The sequence below is a fragment of the Nocardia carnea NBRC 14403 genome (assembly GCF_000308515.1).
Classification (GTDB): domain Bacteria; phylum Actinomycetota; class Actinomycetes; order Mycobacteriales; family Mycobacteriaceae; genus Nocardia; species Nocardia carnea.
Genome location: NZ_BAFV01000072.1, coordinates 95,759 through 117,855, shown reverse-complemented (window position 1 = coordinate 117,855; position 22,097 = coordinate 95,759). Strand labels below are relative to the sequence as shown.

The 22,097-nt window shown below is 66.0% G+C and carries 22 protein-coding genes; 13 read left to right on the top strand and 9 right to left on the bottom strand.

The genetic code is table 11. The features are described from left to right. The first annotated feature begins 14 nt into the window (after positions 1 to 14). Positions 15 to 374 (top strand): hypothetical protein, encoded by a 360-nt coding sequence (locus ON22_RS25755; RefSeq protein ID WP_033246517.1) that lies wholly within the window; start codon positions 15 to 17, stop codon positions 372 to 374. A gap of 275 nt (positions 375 to 649) precedes the next feature. Here ON22_RS25755 and ON22_RS25750 read toward each other — a convergent pair whose 3' ends face one another. The 4 genes from ON22_RS25750 to ON22_RS25735 are packed head-to-tail and all read right to left on the bottom strand — an operon-like array spanning position 650 to position 3,192. Further along, positions 650 to 1,009 (bottom strand): hypothetical protein, encoded by a 360-nt coding sequence (locus ON22_RS25750; protein ID WP_033246516.1) that lies wholly within the window; start codon positions 1,007 to 1,009, stop codon positions 650 to 652. A gap of 13 nt (positions 1,010 to 1,022) precedes the next feature. After that, complete coding sequence (locus tag ON22_RS25745) at positions 1,023 to 2,516, bottom strand: hypothetical protein (protein WP_033246515.1); 1,494 nt, start codon at positions 2,514 to 2,516, stop codon at positions 1,023 to 1,025. Next, on the bottom strand, positions 2,513 to 2,848 hold the full coding sequence (locus ON22_RS25740) for a WXG100 family type VII secretion target (protein ID WP_033246514.1): 336 nt from the start codon (positions 2,846 to 2,848) through the stop codon (positions 2,513 to 2,515). The genes ON22_RS25745 and ON22_RS25740 overlap by 4 nt, the downstream gene beginning before the upstream one ends. Positions 2,849 to 2,868: 20 nt before the next feature. Continuing rightward, the gene (locus ON22_RS25735; protein ID WP_033246513.1) at positions 2,869 to 3,192 is read right to left on the bottom strand and encodes a WXG100 family type VII secretion target; all 324 of its coding nucleotides are present in this window, start codon (positions 3,190 to 3,192) and stop codon (positions 2,869 to 2,871) included. 409 nt (positions 3,193 to 3,601) lie between these two features. Between ON22_RS25735 and ON22_RS36890 the strand changes: the two genes are divergently transcribed. Together ON22_RS36890 and ON22_RS25730 are read left to right on the top strand one after the other, a co-directional pair. Beyond that, positions 3,602 to 3,856, top strand: coding sequence for a hypothetical protein (locus ON22_RS36890; RefSeq protein WP_157170435.1), 255 nt, complete (start codon positions 3,602 to 3,604; stop codon positions 3,854 to 3,856). Positions 3,857 to 4,257: 401 nt separating this feature from the next. Next, on the top strand, positions 4,258 to 4,560 hold the full coding sequence (locus tag ON22_RS25730; RefSeq protein WP_033246512.1) for a DUF6802 family protein: 303 nt from the start codon (positions 4,258 to 4,260) through the stop codon (positions 4,558 to 4,560). A 206-nt stretch (positions 4,561 to 4,766) separates the two neighbouring features. Here ON22_RS25730 and ON22_RS25725 read toward each other — a convergent pair whose 3' ends face one another. Next, positions 4,767 to 4,967 carry a hypothetical protein gene (locus tag ON22_RS25725; protein ID WP_033246511.1) on the bottom strand — a complete coding sequence of 67 codons (201 nt, stop codon included), beginning with the start codon at positions 4,965 to 4,967 and terminating at the stop codon, positions 4,767 to 4,769. A 64-nt stretch (positions 4,968 to 5,031) separates the two neighbouring features. Then, on the bottom strand, positions 5,032 to 5,382 hold the full coding sequence (locus ON22_RS25720; RefSeq protein ID WP_033246510.1) for a hypothetical protein: 351 nt from the start codon (positions 5,380 to 5,382) through the stop codon (positions 5,032 to 5,034). A 938-nt stretch (positions 5,383 to 6,320) separates the two neighbouring features. On the opposite strand from ON22_RS25720, the gene ON22_RS25715 reads away from it, so the two are divergent. From ON22_RS25715 to ON22_RS36885, 4 genes are all read left to right on the top strand, one after another. Continuing rightward, positions 6,321 to 6,626, top strand: a complete 306-nt coding sequence (locus ON22_RS25715) for a hypothetical protein (RefSeq protein ID WP_169332481.1) — start codon at positions 6,321 to 6,323, stop codon at positions 6,624 to 6,626. Then, the gene (locus tag ON22_RS25710) at positions 6,623 to 8,377 is read left to right on the top strand and encodes a hypothetical protein (RefSeq protein ID WP_033246508.1); all 1,755 of its coding nucleotides are present in this window, start codon (positions 6,623 to 6,625) and stop codon (positions 8,375 to 8,377) included. The genes ON22_RS25715 and ON22_RS25710 overlap by 4 nt, the downstream gene beginning before the upstream one ends. Positions 8,378 to 8,535: 158 nt before the next feature. Beyond that, entirely contained in the window at positions 8,536 to 9,096 is a 561-nt protein-coding gene (locus ON22_RS25705; protein ID WP_156052393.1) for a hypothetical protein, read from the top strand. Positions 9,097 to 9,303: 207 nt separating this feature from the next. Further along, complete coding sequence (locus ON22_RS36885) at positions 9,304 to 9,720, top strand: hypothetical protein (protein ID WP_156052392.1); 417 nt, start codon at positions 9,304 to 9,306, stop codon at positions 9,718 to 9,720. Between the two features lie 675 nt (positions 9,721 to 10,395). Here the strand turns inward: ON22_RS36885 and ON22_RS25700 are convergent. Further along, the gene (locus tag ON22_RS25700; protein ID WP_033246506.1) at positions 10,396 to 10,626 is read right to left on the bottom strand and encodes a hypothetical protein; all 231 of its coding nucleotides are present in this window, start codon (positions 10,624 to 10,626) and stop codon (positions 10,396 to 10,398) included. Between the two features lie 603 nt (positions 10,627 to 11,229). Here ON22_RS25700 and ON22_RS34935 point away from each other — a divergent pair. From ON22_RS34935 to ON22_RS25675, 5 genes are all read left to right on the top strand, one after another. Further along, on the top strand, positions 11,230 to 12,351 hold the full coding sequence (locus ON22_RS34935) for a hypothetical protein (RefSeq protein ID WP_255218557.1): 1,122 nt from the start codon (positions 11,230 to 11,232) through the stop codon (positions 12,349 to 12,351). Beyond that, positions 12,338 to 13,885: a coiled-coil domain-containing protein gene (locus tag ON22_RS25690; protein ID WP_051158075.1), complete on the top strand. Its 1,548-nt coding sequence runs from the start codon at positions 12,338 to 12,340 to the stop codon at positions 13,883 to 13,885. The genes ON22_RS34935 and ON22_RS25690 overlap by 14 nt, the downstream gene beginning before the upstream one ends. 243 nt (positions 13,886 to 14,128) lie before the next feature. Next, positions 14,129 to 15,961, top strand: a complete 1,833-nt coding sequence (locus tag ON22_RS25685) for a phosphoenolpyruvate carboxykinase (GTP) (RefSeq protein WP_033246505.1) — start codon at positions 14,129 to 14,131, stop codon at positions 15,959 to 15,961. Positions 15,962 to 16,387: 426 nt separating this feature from the next. Further along, entirely contained in the window at positions 16,388 to 16,570 is a 183-nt protein-coding gene (locus tag ON22_RS25680; RefSeq protein WP_033246504.1) for a hypothetical protein, read from the top strand. Between the two features lie 321 nt (positions 16,571 to 16,891). Beyond that, positions 16,892 to 17,206: a hypothetical protein gene (locus tag ON22_RS25675; RefSeq protein WP_051158074.1), complete on the top strand. Its 315-nt coding sequence runs from the start codon at positions 16,892 to 16,894 to the stop codon at positions 17,204 to 17,206. Here the strand turns inward: ON22_RS25675 and ON22_RS25670 are convergent. After that, entirely contained in the window at positions 17,203 to 18,099 is an 897-nt protein-coding gene (locus ON22_RS25670; protein WP_231508733.1) for a class I SAM-dependent methyltransferase, read from the bottom strand. The genes ON22_RS25675 and ON22_RS25670 overlap by 4 nt on opposite strands. A 276-nt stretch (positions 18,100 to 18,375) precedes the next feature. On the opposite strand from ON22_RS25670, the gene ON22_RS25665 reads away from it, so the two are divergent. Next, entirely contained in the window at positions 18,376 to 19,575 is a 1,200-nt protein-coding gene (locus tag ON22_RS25665; RefSeq protein ID WP_033246503.1) for a glycosyltransferase family 4 protein, read from the top strand. Between the two features lie 99 nt (positions 19,576 to 19,674). On the opposite strand, the gene ON22_RS38150 is transcribed toward ON22_RS25665, so the two are convergent. Next, positions 19,675 to 22,041: an MmpA family trehalose lipid delivery protein gene (locus ON22_RS38150; RefSeq protein ID WP_063820658.1), complete on the bottom strand. Its 2,367-nt coding sequence runs from the start codon at positions 22,039 to 22,041 to the stop codon at positions 19,675 to 19,677. Positions 22,042 to 22,097 lie beyond the last annotated feature (56 nt).

The following is a 22,097-nucleotide window of genomic DNA, read 5'->3' as shown; positions in this document are numbered from 1 at the left end:
AGTGACCCAGTAGCGTGAGTAGCTACCTGGTTGTCCAGCTGTACTGCACAGCGGTGCAGGCAGACTCCGTTCGAGCAGCCGCCACGGCGGAGCTGACGAAGTACACGGAGTTCGGTCAAACCCAAGTCGGGCTGAAGCAAGAGGCCGAGACCGATTACGAGATGCATCTGAACTGGGCCCGGGAACACCCCGGCCAGGACTCAGGTGACCGCGCCTACTACCTGTTGGAGATGACCTCACCGGTCGATATCCCGGAATCACTCTTACGGGAAGCAGAAGACAACATCACCGACTGGATCGGCTCAACCTACAACGACAACGACAACGTCGAGGTCCCGTGGGCAAGTCGTGCAGGAACCACGCTGCAGGCCTGACACGAAATAGGTAATGGTTAGGGGCGGCATCCGTACGGATGCCGCCCCTAACCATTTGGATAACCCTAGAACAGATCACCACCAGCAGCCGACGCGCCGGTTAGTCCCGAGGCCCACTTGGACACTTCCCGCGCGAGCGGCGAGAAGAGCAGTGAGCGCAGTCGCTCAGTCCATGCGCCGATCGGAGAACTGCAGGAGTTCGGAGAGCGCTTTCGCTGTCTTGGCGAAGTAGCCGACGTTATCGGATGGATCCCTCCGCGCGAAGGGCCATGGTTCTACTGAGCGACTCGGCTGTAGTTCAGGTCGTAAACCCGGACCCCTGAAGGGTCGTACCAGCCGTCCGCGCGGCGAGAAAGCAGGATGTTGCCGTCGCCGTCGTACCAGTGATCGGCGTCCCAGGTCCATTTCCGTTGTTCCGGGGTGAGCATATCGTTGGCGCGGTCTTGCAGTTCGGCCAACTCTTCGGGGTCGAGCCCCGGGCCGGGGTTGGCCGCGGCGGCGGCGCGCGCTTCGCGGATCTCGGCGTTGAACTGGTCGAATATTGCCTGGTTGCGGGTGTATTCCTCGCTGTTGAAGTAGTCTTCGCCGGTCAGTAGTGGCGGTTTCTTCTTGCGGCCGGTGAATCGTTCGAACACGGGGGGGTCTCTCCTAGATTTCGGTCATCTGAATGATGACGCGGCCGTTCGGGAGTGGGATTCTGTTGTGCACCATGAATCCCGTCCCGGAGGGAAACATCACGTCGTCGGGGCGTGGGGCGTGCTCGCCGAGCTGCACGCCGGTCTTGGACACGATCTGAAACTCAACGTTCGCGCCATCAACGAGTTGCGGGTCGATGCCGTTGGATCGCATGGTGCTGTAGGTGAACCCGTTTTCGGTGACCGGGCTTCCCGGCTCGTAGCGGGCCAACTGTTCCGGGCTCAGATTTTGATGACGTACCAGCGGACCCTCGTAGGGGGGCAACTTGGCCAGGGCCTGGTTCAGCGCGGCGGCCTGGCGCTGTTCTTCCGGTGACAAGGGCAGGCCCTGGTTCAGTTTTTCGTTGAGGGTCATACCAGTATCGGGGTTCCGCACGGCCGCGGTGTGGATGGCCTTCTCATCCTCAGGACCGAACGACCAGTCAGTACTTTTACCGGGTCGGGGGTTGCCGGGTTTGCCCTTGTTGATCATCTGCCAAATCCGGTCCATCTCCGCCTTGTGGTTGGAGAAGTTCGGAACGTCTTTGAACCCGCGCCCGAGGCCACGGGACTTGAACAGATCGATGAAGGGCCTGATCTTGCGCCCGTACTTCACGCACAGGGCCGTCAATCGGGTACCGCCGATTGCGGCACCGATCGGGGCCGCGCCGCCGAAGGTGACCAAGCTGGCGGCGATGGTGATCCCGCCGGCCACGGCGGCCTCTACCGCGGAATCGATGACGAACTGGCGCAGGAACCCTTCGATTTCCTTGCGCATTGCCACCAGTTCGTCATGGTGTGAGGTGGTGGTGGTGGCCACCACCTCGAACCCGGCCACGGTCATGGCGGCCGCGGCGGCGATGGCGGTGAGGTCTTCGTCGATATGGTCGAGCTCGGGCGCAGTGATCGGCGCGAACATACCGGCGATGCGGTTGATCTCGTCGGCGAATCCCGCGACCGCGGGCTCGGCGGCGATATCGCGCCAGATCGCCGCGACCGTCCACAGTTTGTCGGTATCGCCGTCGGGGACGGTGATACCAATTTCCTCGAGGAGCCCGATCCCGTCTTCGACCAGGCCTTCGCCGGGCCCGCCGGCCGAGGGGAGCGGTGGCCGGCACGACACCCGCGGGTTCAGCGGCCACTCTTGCGGTGCGGTCGGCGGTGGGCCGGGTTTCATGTTGGCGTTGTGGTCGCCGAGGGCATGCAGGTAGGCCAGTTCCCGTACGACATTGCCGTAGCCGTTGACGTTGTTGGCCATCATCTTCACCTGCACCAGCAGGTCGTTGGCCGTGGTGTCGTAGTTGGTGGCCCAGGTTTTGGCTTCTTCGTAGGAGCCGGTCATGTTCTCGCCGGTGTCGGCCAGCTTCGACCAGTGCTTATCCACTGAGCCGATGAACTCGTCGGCGGCCTTGAGTAGCGCGTCCGCAGCCTGGGTGTAGACCTCGGTGTCAATATCGACCACGGTCACTGCGCGCCACCTTCGGGGGCGGGGCCACGGTCGAGACGGGCCAGGATCGTTGCGAAAGTGCTGGTGTAGGAGTTGTGGGCGTTCTTGCTGGCGGCTTCCATTTCCGCCAGCCCGTCACGCATCTTCTGGGCGCCGGCATTCCAGGTGTCCATGGCGGCGCGGGCAGCGGCGGCGGCTTCGCCGGTCCACGGCTCGGCCGCGCCATCGCCGTTGTGAAGCTGGTTCATCCGTTGCTGCAGCAGTATCAGTTGGTCGTCGGTGAAACCGAGTAGCCCGCGCAGTTGGGCGTTGAGCGCGTCAAGCGCGTCGGTGTCTACGTTATGTCGAGACATCGCAGGAAAACCCCTGGTGGTCAGATATTGAGCGAGCTCGGACGCGGACCGGTATCGGCCAAGTCGGCCGCCAAGGTCTCGTCTACTGAGGCGAATTCTTCGCCCTGCACTCCCAGCAGGTCGGCCATCGCTTCCAGGGAAGACAGCAGTGTCACTGCGCCCTCGCTTGCCTCCTGCCATCCTGCGGTGAACGCCTGCGCGGCGGGGCCGCCCCAATAGGTCATGCCGTCGATCTCGGCGTCAATGCGACGGAATCCGTCACCGACCGTGGTCGCGATCTGCCGAAGGAACATCGCGGCGTCCGCCATGACTGCGGAGTTGGCGGTAATCGGTTCGGGCGCCATCACCGGTCACCCGGCTCGAGTCGAGTCATACAGCTACTGATCCTCACAGCTACTTCGACGCAGCGAGCGTCTCATCGGTTCCCCATATAGGAGCAGCATGCGCAGAGCCTCGGCAACTCGGCTTCGGGATCTCGTCCCGGGGCCATTATCGTCCGGCGCTAGTGCTGCAAGCACGTCTATCCGAGATGTCCGATGACGCGTCGTGCCGGTATCAAGCAGACAGCGACCCCGCCGGTAGCCGACGGGGTCGCTGTCGATCGAGCGGCCGAGGAGCAGATTCTCCGCAGGGTTCGCGACGACACGGCGCTGAGAGATCATCGTCGCGCCAAGGGTGGCCACGGGCTCGGCGCGATGCCCTGGGATCTCATCGCGGATGCGAGACCATCCCGACTCCTGTAGCAGCTCAGCGATGAATCAGGTCGTAACCCCCACCGGACTGACGGCAGAACCAGGTCTTACCCAGCCCGTGATTGCCGAATTTACCCACCCCGTTCGCGACACAGGCTCCGTGGGTGGAGTAATGGCCAACGGTGTAATCAGCCGCCGCCGTACCGGCCGCGCCGAAGGAGAAGTAGCGATCATCACCCCAGTGATCAGATACTTCAACATGGCGGGGAGCCTACAGCGTCAGAACACTGTTCCGCGCCTGAATTATATTGGCTGATAGTTGAATTCGCTGGTAGCGAGGGTTTATTGGCCGAAAAGGCCATGGCTGTGACCGAAGCCAGGCAACGGAGTCGCGACGAGGGGGCGCGGGCTTCCGGCAGGGGCGGCATGGTGGGCAACGAACGCTGGGAGACGCAAGACCGGACAAGGATGCACCGGCCGGGAGTCAAGACATAAGCACCGCTTACATGTCGCCGAGCGGGGCACACGCACTGCCTACCAGCTCTCTCGGAATCTTCCCGCCGAAGCGGTGATACCGGTGCGCACCTCGTGAACGTCTTGTGTCCAGAGCCACCAGCAGCCTCCATTCCTGCCGGTACCGGGGCTGCACCGTACCGCCGGGGATGGAAGGATGGACCGGGACATCCCCGCGTCGACCAGTGGAGCTCAAGAGAATCCATGTCTGCATCAGAAGAGTTCTCCGGCACGCCGAGTCTCGGAGCGACCTCGTCTATGGACGGCCTGGGTCCGGTGGAAATGGAAACGCCCACCCAGGACCTCATCGTTGACGGCGTACTCGACACCTTCGTCGCCACCGGCCCCGATTCGATGAGCGTCTGGACCGATACCGACCTCGACGGCTACGCCGACCAGGTGAGCGTGGTGGAGAACGACGGCGACTACTCGGCTTGGGAGTACCACCGTAATCCGGATGGGACGAGCGAGTGGCGGCAGACTGATCAGGGGACGATGGGCGAGTGATCGCGGTGCCGGACACGCGGAGCGTGATGCCACCGCTGTCCGTGCGGGCTGGTCGAATCAGGTAGGACGAGCACCGCAGGGCCGACCGGGCACCGTCGAGCTAGGCAGGTCGCCGTAGCTTTTGATAGATCGTATTCGGCTTCCGTGTCTCGGCCCCGACCTGAAAGAGGTCGGGGCCGATGTAGAAGGGCTTGTTCGCCCAATCCTCACGGTTGCTGGTGATTGCTCCGAATGCGGATGCCCGAGTCAGCGCGCCGGCGGAACAGCGTCACTACGAGAACAGCTATCGACACGAGGACGAGAGCCAGCACGATTCTCGAACCCGAGGTCCGAACGATCTCAATGGCCGAGACCGACAGCGCGGTGCATGCGACCAGGTTGAGCCAGAAGGTCCATCGTTCAGCCATCGCGCTCCTGTGCTGTAGGCGATTCTTGACGCACTGTCGTGCCTGACTCAACTTACCTACAAAGTCAGGCCACCATCTGGCCAGGGTAAACGCGTGCCTTGCTGGGGCAGGGCACCCGGTTTTTGGGGTTGTCGAGCGCAACGCAGGTCGCGCCGGCCGGAATGTCCATTACTTGGCCTTCTTTCGGCATCATCGGGCACTGGTCGAAGATCACGGCGGTCGCGCCTCCGGCTGCCAGTAATGAGGGGACAGTTGTTACGCCGCCGGCGGAGCCGGCGGCTGCGGCGCCGAGTCCCAGGAAACCGGCTGTACAACCGAGCGGAGTGGCCTGGGCAGCGCCCGGGACGGCCATCGTGATGGCTACCGGCGCGAGTACGATCGAGCTCGCAGCGATGATCGTGCGGAAAAGGTTCATGACGTGTTCCCTATCTGTGTGTTCTGAACTGTGAACAGCTGCAGCGCAGCTCCGGATGTTGAGGAGTGGCAGCTCCTCAACACCTCGGTTTTCGGGCATGGGTATGCCCGAAGCCATATGTCAGAATTCCGGCGCCTACGGAAAATGCTGTTTCCGAGCGTCTCCTGTGCCGATCGTCATCGGCATAGTGGAATCTGGAGTGCAGGTCACGCCATTTCTGCGTACGCGTGCCCTGCAATGCTCAATTCGGGGGTGCGTGCCCCCACTGTTTTGGCAAGCCCGAGACCGCTGGCGGGTCTCATTCGAACGCCCTGCCACCGCATCAGGATCGACCACGGTCGACCGACCGACACCGGCGCAGGTACTCGCACTGGCTTGCGGCGCTATCTCGTTGACCAGGTTCTGCTGGTGCTCGCGGACCGCCCGGCGGTGCTCTGCACCGTCGCCAACTCCATCACCATCTCGGTCCTCTCACTCCACGGCAATCCACATACTGCCCATTCGCCGGTCCGGCCCGGCTCTTGTTCACTCCGGCCAAACGCGTTCGTACAAGGTTGGACGGGGCCTCCCCGCGATCGGTTCCCTCGACTTCGAAAATTTCTTGAATCGCCCTCGGAACCATGAGGTGGATGAGGGCTCTGTTTCCGCTGCCGCACTGACACAGCCCTGGTCTCGAAGGTTTTCCACGTGCTGGCTACAACCGGGCGACGTGCCCTATAGCCCATAGGGTTCGGCGCGGGGAGGGTGAAATCCGGTGTGACTGTGCTCTCGCCGAAAAGTTTTTCGCGGACGGGGGGAACCGATTGCCGGAAGCGGCCGTCAAAGCCAGTAACAAAACAGGATTCGCATCTGTGGGGGCTCGGGGTACCGAGATCGTCGGGGCCAGTGAAAGCCCGGCCTACAGGTGGTGTCTGGCGAGGGAGGACACAGTGATGTTGATGGATGTGGCGGCAGTGCAGGGCATCGCCGGTGATTTGCAGGGGTCGGCAAGCACCGTCAACGATGCCGCGGTGCGTGTCGCCGATGCGCTGCGCGGGTTCGATACCGCCGATGCCGGCCGCGGCTACCAGTCGGCCGGTGACCGCCTGTCACAAGGGTTGGAAGACCTGCGACGTTCTCTTTTCTCCTGGGCCAATTGCGTACAGGACTGTGGTTCGGCGTTGCAGGCCAGCGCAAGCAGCTGCGCCGGTGTCGATCAGTCGACCGCGGTCAAACTCGGCGCGGTGGCGGGAGCGTTCGAATGAAACCTACCGACACCGACAGCATCGACGCCATCCTGGATGCAGGCGCTGCGGGACTGCGCTATTTCGAGGTCTTCGGGCCGCGCTACCTGGAATGGACAGGCCACACTCCTACGGGCGGGGACTACTTCGCGCTGGCCGCCCAATACGACCAGCAGCGCGGCACAGACCTGGAATCGTTGCGGAACCTGGCTACCGTGCTGGGCGAGGAACTCGACGGCCGCCTCGATGACCAGGCCACCACCCAAACCACCCGGTTCGGCGAGGTAGCCGCGTACTGGAACGGGTCGCCCGCCGCCGACAACGCCCAGCAATACCTCACCGACACCGGCACCACGGTCGCCTCGAACATCGATGCCCTGCGCGCCGTGCACGCCGCCGCCACCACGGCCGTCACCCGGATCGACGACGCTGTCCGCGCCAAAGCCGACACGATCAAAAACGAGTTCGACCCCGCCACCGCGGCGGGCAAGACCCCACAGCAGATCGATTGGCTCATCGACCTCGCCCAGGGACGCGGCGATACGAGCCAATCGGTACAGGACCGACTACGCACCGAACTCGCCGAGCACTACGTCGAGGGCTCCGAGCCGGCCGCAGCATGCCGCGCCTGGCTCGACAAGGTCTTCGTCACCGAGTTCGATACCAAGGTCGCCCGTTTCACGACGGTATGCTCCGAGACTCACACCACCGTGACCGGCGCCTACACACAATTGGTCACCGCGATCGAGGGCATCGACCCCACAGCGTTTCGCTCACCCGGCGGCACCCCGGCCGCCGACACCGAACTCACCGCCACCTCGGGCGAGCCGGTCTATCTCGCTGCCGTCGGAATCCCTCGAGCATCCCCCGAACCGGACAGCGAAAGCGCCCCGGCGCGGCAAAACCCTGCCCAAACCACACCCGAACTCCCCCAGAACCCGGCAAGCCCGAGCACCCCGTCCAGTCTGGCGCTGACCACCACACCGGCGGCCGCGGAGATCAGCGAAACCGCCGGCCTCGACACCGAAACGACTACCGGCGTCCCGGTCGGCGCCGGTGCCCCGTCGAACACCGGCGATTCTGCGACTGCGGGAGACGACGCCGGACTCGGCATGGACGACTCGGCGACCGGAGACGATGCCGCACTGGGCTTAGGCGACTCGCCGGCCACGCCACCGGCCGAAACCGGCACATCGGGTGAGTGGACACCTGCCGATATCACCGCCATGGTGACCGCGGTCGGCACGATCACCGGCACGATCCCCGACATGATCACCGCTGTCGGTTCCCTGGCCGGCAATCTCGACGAGATCATCACAGCCACCGGCGATGCCACCGCGGCCATCATCGACGCCACCGACAACCAACCGTCAACTCCCACCGGCCCAGCCGAGCCCGACCTTCCCCTGCCCGAAGCCCCTGATGACAGCGCTCTCGTCGACGACGGCGGCCAAGAAGAAGAGCTCATGGTCGATGTGGGCGAAGACGCCGGCGACGAGGAGATCGCCGCAACACTCGACGAGGAAACCCCGGTGGAGACCCAACTCCAAGGCGTCGAGGACACCACCGGCAACGACGAAGGGCAAGACCCGCAGCCGGCGGCACCGACGCCGCCACTCGCACCTGCCCTCGGGACCAATCCCGTCCTCGCCACCTCTGTCTCCAGCTTGCGCGGCCTGGCCCCTACTCCCCCCGGCACCGCCGGCCACCGAACAGGGCCCGCAGTCGCGACCGCGAGCACACCGGAGCCGGAAAGCACGCTCACTCTCTGAAACCGAGACGACAAACAACGGCGCGGAATCACTACGCCCACCACGCCACGACCGGACACCCGCGTGAACAAACCCGGTGTCGGGGAGCTGCCACTTCCCCACACCGGAGCTGCGCTGCAGCTGTTCACAGTTCAGAACACACAGATAGGGAACACGTCTTGAACCTTTTCCGCCCGCTCATCGCTGCAAGAGCGATCGTACCGACGGAACCCGAGTCTGCCTCACCGGCCGCGCAGGTGGCCCTTCTCGGCCACACTCAACGGCCTCCGGGGCCGGCCAGTCGGTTCAGTCGCATCCTGCTGTTTATCGTGGCGTCGGCGATGCTGCTGATCACGAGCGTGCAGGCCGCGGGCCCCGCACACGCCGATTACCAGCCGTGCACGAACTACAGAGTCACGACCAACTGGGGCAGAGTCGAAGTCGACCCCCAACCGGCGGGGGCGGACTCCATCGGCAATATCGCGTGGGCCATGTTCATCAACGACATCTCCCATGTGCCCGGCCGTTACGACTACCAGATACTGATCAACGGTCAAAGCCTGCTCACGCGGGAAATCTATAAGGACGACAATCTGCACATGACGATCCCCCGATATCACGATGGCCGCTACGTCTACGAGTCAGGAGACGAAATCCAGGTCATCGCCTCCCACGCCGCCGGAAAGGTCTTGTACGTGACCCCCATCAACCGATGCACCGTCCCCTATTCGGCAGGATAGCTCCATCGACCAGGAGACAGCGCGTCAAGGCGCCGACCTGCTGGCGGCCGACATCGAGTCGGCTCTCGGCTTCGAAGTACACATCGACGAAACGATTCCCGAGCGTCTCCTGAGGCAGTCTTCCCCGCCGGTGTGGTGGATCGATTCACCGTCCCGGCCCTGAATGTCCTCCTTGGATGCACCCCAGGCGAGAGCACCCCTAGCGGTGTGGCCTACGGACTGGCCCGGGAAATCCACGACGACGTGCTGTCACGCAGCGGAAAGATATGGCCTGCCGACCCCGAGGGCGGGGACCAGCCGTTGCTTCCGGCCGAAAACGGGTGGCATGGCCCCGGGGGCTCAATACCTTATGGCCAGGTCGAAGCAGCTAAAGATCCAGATCCAAGCCTCGACGGCGTCATCCGCTGGTGGCTGCCCCACAGCTACGACGGGCTCATCGCCAGCCACGCCGGTGATGTGTGGTTCTCCCTCTGGCAGTACCAAGGCGACGAACAGCAGATCACGCCGGGGATGCCGGTGACTTGGACCATCGGCGAAGGCCGACACGGAAAGTACGCCAAGGCAAGCGAAGTCCGACCAGTCCAGCCCGTAGCGAGACAATCCAGTCGTCGGGCGGAAGACTAGTATTGATGTTCGCCGGACAAAAACGCGGTCAGCAATCCTACTTGCCAATCTGGTACGGGCAAAGTTTAACTGCTTTGAATCCCTGGAGCCGCAAATCGACCGGAGAATTCTCCGGAGTCGAATGTTGGGGAGTTGACGCTCCCCCAACGTCCGAAGCTGAGCGAATCAGCCACCATAGTTACAACCCACATCCCGCTGGGGTCGCATCGGATACCGTTGGGTGTGAATGCTAAGGAATCCTGCATGGTCGCCGGTGTGGTCGGACGCCGGCTACACCGTAGGAGCAGTGAGAGGCGTCGCCGGATACGCAGAAGTCATCGGTGGCAAATCTCTGGCAAGGCATCACAGTGCCAGAAGAATTATGATACCCGGGCGGAAGAAAGCGCGTTCGCTGTTGGCGCCGCGGGAACCCGACTGATACGCTAAGATATTTCGGCGTCCATTTTCGTAATCACGTGGCCGTTCATTCGGCTCGGACAGCTCGATACCGCCGACTAGCCTGAGCGCGTGCTCGTCAAGTGCGAAACAATACAGGACGTATCGAAATCTCTTCGGTCGCCTGCTAATTGTCCGCCACAAAAAGGCGTCGGACGCTGTATGTACCGCATGACTGCGGCGTTCCAAGCAGCGTTCGACGCCATTTTCGAGAGCATATTTACGGGTGATCCGACATTGTTACAGTTCGTCGAATACGAAGCTGTCTTTCTGGGCGTCGTAGTAACACGGTCCCACCTGAACACCAGACTTAATGTACCAGTCCCTCATGCTCAAGCAGGTTGCGTGGGTATTTCCGGATGGATCTTCTATCGTCGCCGAAGCAGCTCCCACGCCAAAGCTGCCCGCGATGGTCGCCGCTGCCACGCCAAAACCAACGGCAAAACGTGCAATCATCTTGAACCCTCCCATTGAACTCCCCGATCGATCTTTGTCGATTGCTTCGACTAGGTCAGTCTAGGCTGTGATGTTGGGGATCGGCAAGTGTTTCTGATCAACGTTCATTCACGTACATCGGCGGAACGATCGCTGTCACGGTAGAAATGGGGCGTGGCGGTCAGTGGGTAATGGGTTGGATGCAGATGACATCAGGCGGTCGGGTGGAAGGGGCGGGCTTGCCGAAATAAGCCTCGGAACCAAATTCGTGATCCGAGGGTGACTCCAGAACCGCGAAGACCGGGATTTGCCAGTTGATCGGTTCCGAGACGCTGCCTCTGGGCCGCCAGCAAAGTTTGCAGGCCGCCACGTTCAGTGATAAAGCCGCTCCGGCGACGACCTACCCGAGCGCCACTGACCTCACAGCTGAACGCGATATTCATTACGCCTACCCTTGGATGTCGGCCACGGCTGATGAAGCGTGCCAGGGCGGTATGAAGTCGACCGATGTGGTCGAGACAGGAGTCTGGTGCCGAACGAGTCAGTGGGTTGGCTCGCATGGAGCGATTGCGGACCGGGCCTCGGCGCGCTGTGGGCGCTCTTCTGACAGAATGCGCACCGGAACAGGGGGTGCGAACGGTGACAGTCGAAAGATCGGACAGGTACATGCGGGAGGCGGGGGCAGCGGATCCGCTCGAGCGGATGATTTCGACGTTGCGGATGGGCGACGGGGTGGATACCGGTGTCGCGAACGGGATCGAGGCGGCGGTCCAGCGGTGGCGGTCGCTACCGCGGGCGCAGGTGGCGGGTCGCGCCCGGTCGGGGCGCACCACGGTGGCCGAGGCGCTGGGTCTGCAGCACGGAGCCGAGACCGCGCCGGTCGACGAACCAGGTTTCCCGGACCCCGTGCTCGATGCCGACATCATCGTCTATGTCCTGGCCAGTACCCCGTCCCCGGGGGACCGGCGGATCCTGGGATCGCTACCGCCGGAGCGCACGCTGGTGGTGGTGAACAAATCCGATGCGATCGGCACCGGCTGGGCCGACGCCGTAGCGGCCGCGGAACAGTTCTCCCGGGCGTTCGGGCTACCGGCCTTCCCGATCGTCGGAAGCCTCGCCGCGCGAACGGTCGCCGGTGCGCTGCGCGAGGCCGATCTGGCGCTGCTGCGCCGGCATGCCGGTAACCGTTCCCTGTCGGCGGTATCGGCCGAGGCTTTCGCCTCTCCGTCCGCGGGGCCCGATACCGAGGAGCGGGCGGATCTGCTCGAACGCTGGGATCTGTACGGGGTCGCCTGTGTGCTGGCGGCGCTCGAACGCGAACCCGACCTGACACCGCAGACGGTGCTGCAGATCCTGAACACTGTGAGCGGGATCGAACCTGTGGCCCGGCTGCTCGGGCTGCGTTATCAACAGGCGATATCCCGGCGGGCCGGCGGGCTGGTCGACGAACTGACCCGCTTGGCGGCGCGGGCTGTCCCGCAGGGCACGAGCCGGGCGCGTGCGCTGATCACCGAATACCTGGATACCGACGAAGCGAGGTGGCTGGGCCTGTGCGGCGGGCTGGTCGATCCAGCGGTATCGCATCTGGCGGCCGGCTATCCCCGGTTCGAACCCGAGGACGCCGACGACGCCCTGGCCCGCGCCATCCGGTGGCGGGCGGTGGTAGCCAGCGATCTGTCACCGGCCGCCCGGCGGGCCGCGGTACGCGTACACAACGGCTACGTGCGGGTATGGGAACGGATGAGCAGTGTCGGACTCTGACGCGGGGTCGGATACCGACCTCGGTCCAGGAGCCGGCTCTGCCGCCGCGGCTCCGGCCTCACACGGTGCGACGTTCCCCGAACCGGTCGCTGCCGTGGTGCGCCGCTGGAACCCCCAGGGTATGGCGCTGCTCGACACCATGACCGTCGCCGGGGAGAACGCGGAGGTCCGGCTGCTGGGCCCCGACGACGCGAACACCACCCTGCTACGCACCGAACTCGCCCGTTTCCAGCCCCGGATAGAACTGAGCGCGCCGTCGGCCGACCCCGCCGGCGCTGCCGCGGGCGCGGTCACCGTGCTGGTCCTGGATGCCGGTGTGGTGATCGGTGCCACCGAACTCGATCTCGTCCGCCGGCTGAGCGCGGCCGGTAGCCGGGTACTGCTGGTCCTGAACGGCACCCACGCCCATCTCGACTGGCAGCTGGTCCGCGACCGTAGCGCCGAACTCCTCACCGCCGCCGGACTCGACTGCGAGATCGTGCCGGTTTCCGCCCGGCTGGCGCTCGCCGCCCGGACCGCCGCGGATTCGGCGCTGCTGGACCGGTCCGGCCTCGCCTCGCTGCACGCCCGGCTGGCCGCACTCACCACCGACACCACCACCGTGGACACCCGCCGGTCCGCCGCCACCGCGCAGGTGGTGGCCCAGACCCTCGACCGCATCGCGCAGGAGGAGGCGCTGCTCGCGGCCGGTAGCGAAGCCGAAATGCTGCGTGCCGAACGAGCGCGGCTGCTCGCCGAACGCGACGGCGGGCGGGCGGTCGCGGTGTCCACGCTGCGCGCCCAGCTCAACCTGGCGCGGATGGATCTGCTGACCCAGGTGGGGCACCGGGGGCGCGCGCTGCACGCCGAAGCCCGCACCGAACTCGACCGACTGGACCGTGCGGGGCGGGCCGGTTTCCCGGAGCGCCTGCGTTCCGCGGTGGCGGCGCTCACCGATACGGTCGACCGCGATATCGCCGCCCGGCTCACCGAGTTGCGGGCGCGCGCGGCCGCCGCCGGACCCGGCGCGCCGGACCGGGCCCCGGTTCACCGGCACGACCCGGCACCCACACTCGGCCCGGATCCGCAACCCCGTGGCCGGGGTGTCGAAGATCACCTCATGATAGTTGTCGGTGCGTCGGCAGGCGTCGGTCTGGGACGGCTGCTCGTCTCGCCGCTGGCGCTCGTGCCTGCCCTGGACGTGGCCACCATCCCGGTCACCTTGCTGCTCGGCGCGGGGGCCGCGGCCTGGGTGGTACGTGCCCGCCGCCAGCTTGCCGACCGGGATCACCTGCGGCAATGGGTCGTGGACGCCATCGCGAATGTGAAGGCCCAGCTCGAGCAGCGTGCGGTAACTGCCCTGGTGGAGGCCGAAACGGAACTCTCAGACGAAATGGTCCGGTCCGCTGCGGATCGGATGCTCGCCGTGGACCGGCGGGTCGCCGAGCTCGAAACCGCGCTGCGCCGGGCCACCTCCGGACAGCCCGGCCGGCTCGCCGCCTGTGCACGTGACCGGCAGATACTCGAGCAGTGGGCGCCGGATTCCGGAAATTAGTTTGTCCACCCCTATTGATAGGCAACCCGCTTCCATAGGGGCCGCAATACCGCGTTAACCTCTAGACAGGAACCTGGGCGTCCGCTTGGTCCTGGTACACACCCCCGGAGACCCGGTGGTGGGTACAGCGGGACGTAGCGGGCGCCTCACCCGCCAATGGTGGCGCTAGGTGTTTTCGCGCTGGTCACGGGCCCGAGGGCCAGGGCGGATGCAGCTGTTGCCGCCCATTTCAGGAGAGTTTTCATGACCTCAGCGACCATTCCCGGTCTTCGTGGATCCGACGGCACCGCGCCGACCGAACACAGCGAACTGCTCGCCTGGGTTCAGGAGGTCGCCGAACTGACTCAGCCGGAGCGAGTCGTGTGGGCGGACGGTTCCGACGCCGAATGGGACCGGCTCACCGCCCAGCTCGTCGAGGCGGGCACCTTCAAGAAGCTGGACGAGAAGAAGAAGCCGAACTCGTTCCTCGCGTTATCCGACCCCTCGGACGTGGCCCGGGTCGAATCGCGCACCTACATCTGTTCCGAATCCGAATCGGATGCCGGTCCGACCAACAACTGGGTCGACCCCACCGAGATGCGCGCCACCATGACCGAGCTGTACCGCGGCTCGATGAAGGGCCGCACCATGTACGTGGTGCCGTTCTGCATGGGCCCGCTCGGTGCCGAGGACCCCAAGCTGGGTGTCGAACTCACCGATTCGGAATATGTGGTGGTCTCCATGCGGGTGATGACACGTATGGGCCGGGCTGCGCTCGATCTGCTGGGCACGGATCGGCCGTTCGTGAAGGCACTGCATTCGGTGGGCGCGCCGCTGGCCGAGGGCCAGGCCGATGTCCCGTGGCCGTGCAACGACACCAAATACATCACCCACTTCCCCGAGGACCGCGAGATCTGGAGCTACGGCTCCGGCTACGGCGGTAACGCGCTGCTCGGCAAGAAGTGCTACTCGCTGCGTATCGCCTCGGCCATGGCCCACGACGAGGGCTGGCTGGCCGAACATATGCTCATCCTCAAGCTGATCTCGCCCGAGGACAAGGCGTACTACGTGGCCGCCGCGTTCCCGAGCGCCTGCGGTAAGACCAACCTCGCGATGATCCAGCCGACGGTCCCGGGCTGGCGCGCCGAAACCCTGGGCGACGATATCGCCTGGATGCGGTTCGGCAAGGACGGCCGGCTGTACGCGGTGAACCCGGAGTTCGGTTTCTTCGGTGTCGCCCCGGGCACCAACCGCTCCTCCAACCCGAACGCGATCGAGACGCTGGAAGCCGGTAACACCGTCTACACCAACGTCGCCCACACCGACGACAACGATGTGTGGTGGGAAGGCCTCGAAGGCGAGCCCGATCACCTGATCGACTGGAAGGGCAACGACTGGTACCTGCGGGAAACCGAAACGCTGGCCGCGCATCCCAACTCGCGGTACTGCACCCCGATGTCGCAGTGCCCGACGCTGGCCGCCGAATGGGACGATCCGCAGGGGGTGCCGATTTCGGCGATCCTGTTCGGCGGGCGTCGCAAGACCACTGTCCCGCTGGTCACCGAATCCTTCGACTGGCAGCACGGCGTGTTCATGGGCGCCACCCTGTCCTCGGAGCAGACCGCAGCCGCCGAAGGCAAGGTCGGCACCGTGCGCCGCGACCCGATGGCCATGCTGCCGTTCATGGGTTACCACGTCGGCGACTACATGGCGCACTGGATCAATGTCGGTAAGAACGCCGACGCCGCAAAACTGCCGAAGATCTTCTACGTGAACTGGTTCCGCCGCGGCGACGACGGCCGGTTCCTGTGGCCGGGCTTCGGCGAGAACTCGCGTGTCCTGGAATGGGTTATCGGCCGGATCGAGGGTACGGCCGCGGCCGAGAGCACCCCGATCGGCAATGTGCCGACGGCCGCCCAGATGGATCTGGCGGGTCTGGACGTGGACCCGGCCGATGTGGATGCGGCGCTGGCGGTGGATGCCGACGAGTGGCGGGCGGAGATCCCGCTCATCGAAGAGTGGTTCGAATTCGTCGGTGACAAGCTGCCTTCCGGCGTGCGTGATGAATTCGAGGCGCTGAAACAGCGTATTCAGTGATCGGAGGCCCGAGGGTGAGCGCTGTGAGATGGCGGCGCCCACCCTCGGTGCTGTCGCCCTCACTCTCGGGGTAGACGATCCGTCTCCATACCACCCGCCGCCGCACCGACCGACCCGAGCCGCCGGCCCACTGCAGCTCGCCGCGTATCCCACCTCTCCGGATGGTTCACCTTCCCCGGGGGGCCCGCCCGGTTCTGGAGCGGGGGAGCGAAGCGGAGGAGCGGAGGAGTGAGGAACCGGGCCCATCAGGGCCCCTCTCTCGAGCCGCGGAGCGGCTCCGAAATTACCGCCGGTTTTGCCTTATTCTGGGTGGGTATCGAATCCCATGCTCACGCAAAGCTGATTGCCGGACTGTCCCGCTCCTGATCGGCCCGCCTGTCGCACGATCCATGGCCGAGCCGATCACTCCGCGAGAGGTGGTTGGAAATGGCCGAAGGGCAGCTGTCCCCGCAGTCCAGTGATGATGTTCCGGTGAGCACTCCACTGCATCGAGCCGCCGGCCGGTTGCAGTCGGCGCTGCCGGCGGGGTGGCAGGTGGAAGTGGTCGACGCGGCCGACGGGTCGCCGGATGGTGGCCAGATTCTGCGGGCGTTGCTGGTTACCGAATAGTTTGCCCGCCAGGGGTTTCCCGAAAACGTTCGGGATGTTCTGTCATAGGGGTTATTTCACGTATTCCCGGTTGTCGGTTACTCGACTGTGGCAGGGTTTGTGCTGCGCGGCAGTCGGACTCGTACGGCTTCCGGGGCTGGTCCGTGCCTTTTCCCGGCGATGTCCGCCGGCCGTCGGCCGGCTCGGCGCCGAATTCTTCCCTCTCGGTTCGTATTTCATCGAACGCACTATTGCGATTTGTTGCTGGATCACGCATGATGTTAGCCAGGTATCAGCTCGCTCCATTCATCGAACCGAAGACCCACAATCGGGAGTGCGTTCATGGCGGTGCAAGTGATCGGCCGGGCGTTGATGACCAGCGACCAGACCGACCATCAAGCGAAAAGCGTTGGCAGCGGCGGCTGGGTCGTCTCGTTCCTACCGGGACGGACCCTGACCACCGAACAGGCGATGGCCGCCATACAAGCGGCCGAAGCGGTGGCGGTGGTCGGAGGGTTGGCCGATCAGGTCGGCCTCACGACACTCGAAACCGTCGGGCTTGCCATCCAGGAATCACCCTGGACCCGGGCCGAACCCGTGGTCCGCAACGGCTGGCGCGACCGGATCGGCCGGCGTCGCCCGCAACTCGCGCTCTAGTCGCGCCGCGGTGGCCCGCCCGGCTTTTCGGCGACCACCACCAGATTGCTGACGAGTAGCTCCCGCAGTCCGGGTATCCGGACCAGCCACCAGGCCCAGCGTGGGTGATAGCGCGGGAATACCGCATGCACGGTCGCGGACGTGCGCTCGGACCAGCGCACACCGTCGCGTGCGGGTACCGCGAACAGCGACACCCCGAAACGGTTCTTCGGCTCCTGTCCGTTCTTCCGCCGGTACCGGCGCGCGGCGTACTCGCCACCGAAGTAATGCCAGGGCCCGGTTTCGTGACCACCGAACGGCCCGAGCCACACGGTGTAGGAGAGCACGACGATCCCGCCGGGTTTGGTCACCCGCACCATTTCGTCGGCCATCCGCCACGGATCCGGGATATGTTCGGCGACATTCGACGAGAAACAGATATCGACGGCATCGTCGCGAAACGGTAGCGCCATTCCGGAGCCGCGCACCGCCGCCGGAACCGCGATACCCGCGGCATGCATCTCGGAGGGGTCTGGCTCGACCGGGATGTACCGGGCGCCGGCCCGGGCGAATTCGTCGGCGAAGTAACCGGGACCACCGCCGACGTCCAGCACGGTGGTTCCGGAGAGATCACGGCCCGTGAGATCGGCGTAATAATCACCGAGCAGATGCACGCTGTCGGTCGCGATACCGCCGTAGAAGCGGGCCGGGTCTGTTTGCTCGAATCGGAAACTCCGCAGCAGCCGTACCGAACGGCCCAGGGTGGCGCGCCGGGCGAAACGGAACCGTTTCCGTGACTGCCGCGGTGCGACTCCTTCCGCCGCCCGGGGGCCGGGAACATCCGCGGCTGCGGGGGCGGGGTCCGCCGCAGCGGGCGGTATCCGGACCATGGAGGACTCCTCGGCGTCGAGCACGATGCCGAGTCTCGCATATTGTGACAGCCCACAGTATCTCCGGCGTTGCGCGGCCGGGACCTCCGATAACGATTCCACTGCGCTGCGCCCGGTCCGGCGCCCCGACATTGGCAAAAGCATGAGACATGCAGGTGGGGCGACCTGCCGGGGAGAACTGCGCGCTAGGGTGTAGCGCGATGCCTGTCCCGTCCGCGGGACGATTGGACAGTCCCGTCCGCGGGACCACTGCGACAGAGTCCCGTTCGCGGGACCCGAACCAACCGGAGAAGCCCCGACGTGCGCGAAGTACTCCTACTCTGCTGGCGTGATACCGGGCATCCGCAGGGCGGCGGCAGTGAGCGGTACCTGGAGCAGGTCGGCGCCCATCTGGCCGCCCGCGGCGTGCGGGTGACCCTGCGGACGGCCCGCTATCCCGGGGCGGCGAAACGTGAGCGGCTCGACGGTATCGATATCAGCCGGGGTGGGGGCCGGTTCACCGTATACCCCCGGGCGCTGGCAGCGATCCTGTTCGGGCGGCTCGGCCTGGGCCCGCTGAAAGATGTGCGGCCGGACGCGGTGATCGATACGCAGAACGGCATCCCGTTCTTCGCCCGGCTGGTTACCGGCGCGCCGTCGGTGGTGCTGGTGCATCACGGGCACCGGGAACAATGGCCGGTCGCCGGCAAGCTGGTGGGGCGGATCGGCTGGTGGATCGAATCGTCGCTGTCACCGCGGATCCATCGCCACGACCAGTACCTGACGGTTTCGCTGCCCTCCGCCGAGGAACTGGCGACGCTGGGCGTGGACCGGTCCCGGATCGCGGTCGTCCGCAACGGTGCCGAACCCGTTCCCGCCGAGGTCGCCACCGGAACCGCGGCGGTGCGCACGCCCGAACCTCGGGTGGTGGTGCTGTCGCGACTGGTACCGCATAAACAGATCGAGGACGCGCTCACCGCCGTCGCGCGTCTGCGCACCCGGATCCCCGCCCTGCACCTCGATGTGATCGGCGGCGGCTGGTGGGCGGACAAGCTGAAGGAGCAGGCCGCGGCCCTCGGCATCGCCGACGCGGTGACCTTCCACGGACATGTCGGCGAAGGCCGTAAACACGAACTGCTGTCCCGGGCCTGGGTGCATGTGCTGCCATCCCGGAAAGAAGGCTGGGGACTGGCAGTGATCGAAGCCGCACAGCACGGGGTACCCACCGTGGGCTATCGCTCCTCCCGGGGCCTCACCGATTCGGTCATCGACGGGGTGACCGGACTGCTGGCCGACGACGCGGACCAGCTGGCGACCATCGTCGGCGAACTGCTCGACGATGCGGCCGCCCGCACCATCATGGGCGAGAAAGCCCGTTCCCGGGCCCGGGAATTCTCCTGGGAACATACGGCCGCGGGCGTGCACGAAGTACTGGCCGCCGCAGCCACAGGCCGGCGGATCAGCGGACTGATTTTTCCGGGGGACGAGCGCGCGGCGCAGATCACCGAGGTCGGTGCCTGAGGCTGCGACTGCCTGGGCGAGCCGGTCAACCGGGTACTCGTCTACCGGTCGTTCAGCGTCCAGGGTGCCGCCGGTCTACGCACCGATAGGCATTCGGAATCACTCGTTTCGAGGCCGGACGTGGTCTCGGTCGAGCGGTCGGCGGCACCGGATATGTGGGAGCAGCGTCGCGAGCAGCGGTGTCACCAGGAGTAGCGCCCACAGGATATGTGCGCCGATCAGCAGCGTGCGGTGGTCGAGTGTGGGCCGGGGTGCCACGTCCGGGACCTGGTAGAGACGCAATTCATCGCTGTCGAAAACCCGGTTCAGCTGGGCGAGGGTGGTCGCGGATTCGCCCAGCGGACCCGGTGAATCACGCTCGACGAGGACCCAGCCGACACCCAGTCGTGCGAGTTCGGCCGCCTCGCCGCCGGTGAGCAATAGGTCTTCCACGGTCTGCGCGCGCGTGCCCTCCCCGGTCACGGTCTCGCCGCGGACCGGCAGTGCACCGGTTTGCAGGACATCGCGCGGCAGCATTCGCGGGGCCGGATCGAGGACCGGTGCCGTACCGGAGTAGGGGAAGCGCCGGAACATACCGCCGGGGAGAACCGCGATATCACCGGGACCGTCGATACGTTCGGCCACCTCGGCCCAGGAGTCCGGGTACTGGACGGCACGCATCTGTCCGCCCACACCCCAGCCCAGGTCGGGTAGCGGCAGGAGAAGCATCCCGATGAAGAGCACGGCCGAGGCAACCGATGCGCGCATAGGCCCGGCGGCGGGGAAGCCCGCGGTCTGTGTGTCCCGGGCCGGGCCGGAAGCCATCGCGCCGGCTTCCGGCTCGCCGGCCGCGCCGGGTGCGATTGCACGGTCGTCGCCGGTATCTACTGCGTGCTCGGCGTGTAAACCGGCTGCGTCGCCGCCCGTGCGACCTTCTGCGCCGCCGGAGTCGCCGGTGGCGTCGTCGCCGGAATGAGAACCGGTTGTTTCGCTGGTACTGGAGCCGGTTACACCGCCGGGAGTGGACGCCGGTGGTTCGGTGGAGGTAGCGGCCGGTGTGCCGTGCGGGGCCGGTCCATGGGAGTCGTCGCCGACCTCACGGCGTGTTCCGCCGGACGCGGCGCCGGGAAGCTGGTCGAGGGTGATTCCGGGCGTCCGGCCGGCGGAACCGGGTACGTGGGGGGAATCCTCGCGTCGCATAGCGGTGTCATCGGTGGACCGGCGGCCGGTCGCAATCGCGCAGGCGGCCGCGGCGCACAGTGCGTATCCGGGGACGGCGAGGGCGACGAACTTCTGTGTATCGCGGAGCAGACCGGCGCCGGGGATGTGCACGACCAGCCACTCCATGACAACCAGCCCGGCCGGGGTCGCGGCGAGGGCCGGTAGCGCGACCGCCGCCGCGGCGAGGACGAGCAGGATGCGGCGGGCGCGGGTGCGTTCGGGGTCGCCGTCCGCGGCCGTCACCCTGCGGATTCCGAATGCGACGACGGTCAGCAGCAGGATCGTCGCGATCGCGGCCAGCGGTGTGGTGCGGGAATCGGGGACGGCGTCTGCGTTCCAGATCCCACCCAGCCCGGCGAGACTGCCCACGGTGCCCAGCCATGGCTCCGCGCGGGCGGCGAAGGCGGGTACACCCGCCGGGTCCGAAGGTTCGGCTGCGACCCCGGAAACAGCGGTCGCCAGCAGCCACGGCAGGCAGGCCGCCGCGACCAGCACGAGTACACCGGCCAACCGCCGCCCACCGGCGATCGCCACGGCGACGATTGCGCCGAGTAGCGCGCCGGTCGGAGTGAGCCCTGCCGCGGCGAGGAGGCCGACGAGCACGGCCCAGTTCCGGAAGTTGTAGGACCGCAAGCGGGTTCCGGTCAGGTCCGCGGCCGTTCGCCGAAGCACCGGGAACCCGATTGCCGGTGGTCGCCCGCGTCCATTGCCCGAATCCGGTCCCGCATCGGGTCCGACCCGATCACCGGAATGAGGGGTGGTGTCCGGCGGAAGCGCGGAGCCGGACCCGGCGCTTGTCCCGCTGCGGACCCGGAGGGCTGCCAGAGCGATCCAGGGCAGTGCCGCGTAGCCGGTGAGCAGGCTCCAATGCCCCTGCAACAGGCGTTCGGCGACGTAGGGGTTCCAGACCGTGAGCGTGGTGGCGACCAGTTGCGCGGCGACCGGGGCACGCAGCAGGTCGCGGGCCAGGAGGGCGGCGCCGTAGCCGGCGGCCCAGAGCGCGGCCACCAGGATCACCTTGACCACCACGCCGCCGTCGGCGAGTACCGAAAGAGTGGCGAGCAGGGCGTCCTGCGGTACGGCCCGGGGAGCTGCGTCGCCCAGGCCGAGTGCGGTATCGGTGAGGTAGGAGCGGGGGGTGCTCACGGCATCGCGGAGCAGAAGGTAGCCCGACCGTAGCAGCGGCGCCGTGATCAGGAGGGTGAGCAGCAGGCTGTACCCGGCCGGGAGCCACCGTGTCCACCGGCCCGCTCGTTGTGCACCCACGGCCAGTCACCCTACGTTCGCGGATCCGGGCGGGGCGGACCGGTCCACTCGGCGCC

What these genes read in the sequence shown, in the direction of transcription:
- ON22_RS25740 (WP_033246514.1), bottom strand. Translation starts at nt 2,848, where the DNA reads ATGTCTCGACATAACGTAGACACCGACGCGCTTGACGCGCTCAACGCC.
- ON22_RS25735 (WP_033246513.1), bottom strand. Translation starts at nt 3,192, where the DNA reads ATGGCGCCCGAACCGATTACCGCCAACTCCGCAGTCATGGCGGACGCC.
- ON22_RS36890 (WP_157170435.1), top strand. Translation starts at nt 3,602, where the DNA reads ATGAATCAGGTCGTAACCCCCACCGGACTGACGGCAGAACCAGGTCTT.
- ON22_RS25730 (WP_033246512.1), top strand. Translation starts at nt 4,258, where the DNA reads ATGTCTGCATCAGAAGAGTTCTCCGGCACGCCGAGTCTCGGAGCGACC.
- ON22_RS25725 (WP_033246511.1), bottom strand. Translation starts at nt 4,967, where the DNA reads ATGGCTGAACGATGGACCTTCTGGCTCAACCTGGTCGCATGCACCGCG.
- ON22_RS25720 (WP_033246510.1), bottom strand. Translation starts at nt 5,382, where the DNA reads ATGAACCTTTTCCGCACGATCATCGCTGCGAGCTCGATCGTACTCGCG.
- ON22_RS25715 (WP_169332481.1), top strand. Translation starts at nt 6,321, where the DNA reads ATGGATGTGGCGGCAGTGCAGGGCATCGCCGGTGATTTGCAGGGGTCG.
- ON22_RS25710 (WP_033246508.1), top strand. Translation starts at nt 6,623, where the DNA reads ATGAAACCTACCGACACCGACAGCATCGACGCCATCCTGGATGCAGGC.
- ON22_RS25700 (WP_033246506.1), bottom strand. Translation starts at nt 10,626, where the DNA reads ATGGGAGGGTTCAAGATGATTGCACGTTTTGCCGTTGGTTTTGGCGTG.
- ON22_RS25685 (WP_033246505.1), top strand. Translation starts at nt 14,129, where the DNA reads ATGACCTCAGCGACCATTCCCGGTCTTCGTGGATCCGACGGCACCGCG.
- ON22_RS25680 (WP_033246504.1), top strand. Translation starts at nt 16,388, where the DNA reads ATGGCCGAAGGGCAGCTGTCCCCGCAGTCCAGTGATGATGTTCCGGTG.
- ON22_RS25675 (WP_051158074.1), top strand. Translation starts at nt 16,892, where the DNA reads ATGGCGGTGCAAGTGATCGGCCGGGCGTTGATGACCAGCGACCAGACC.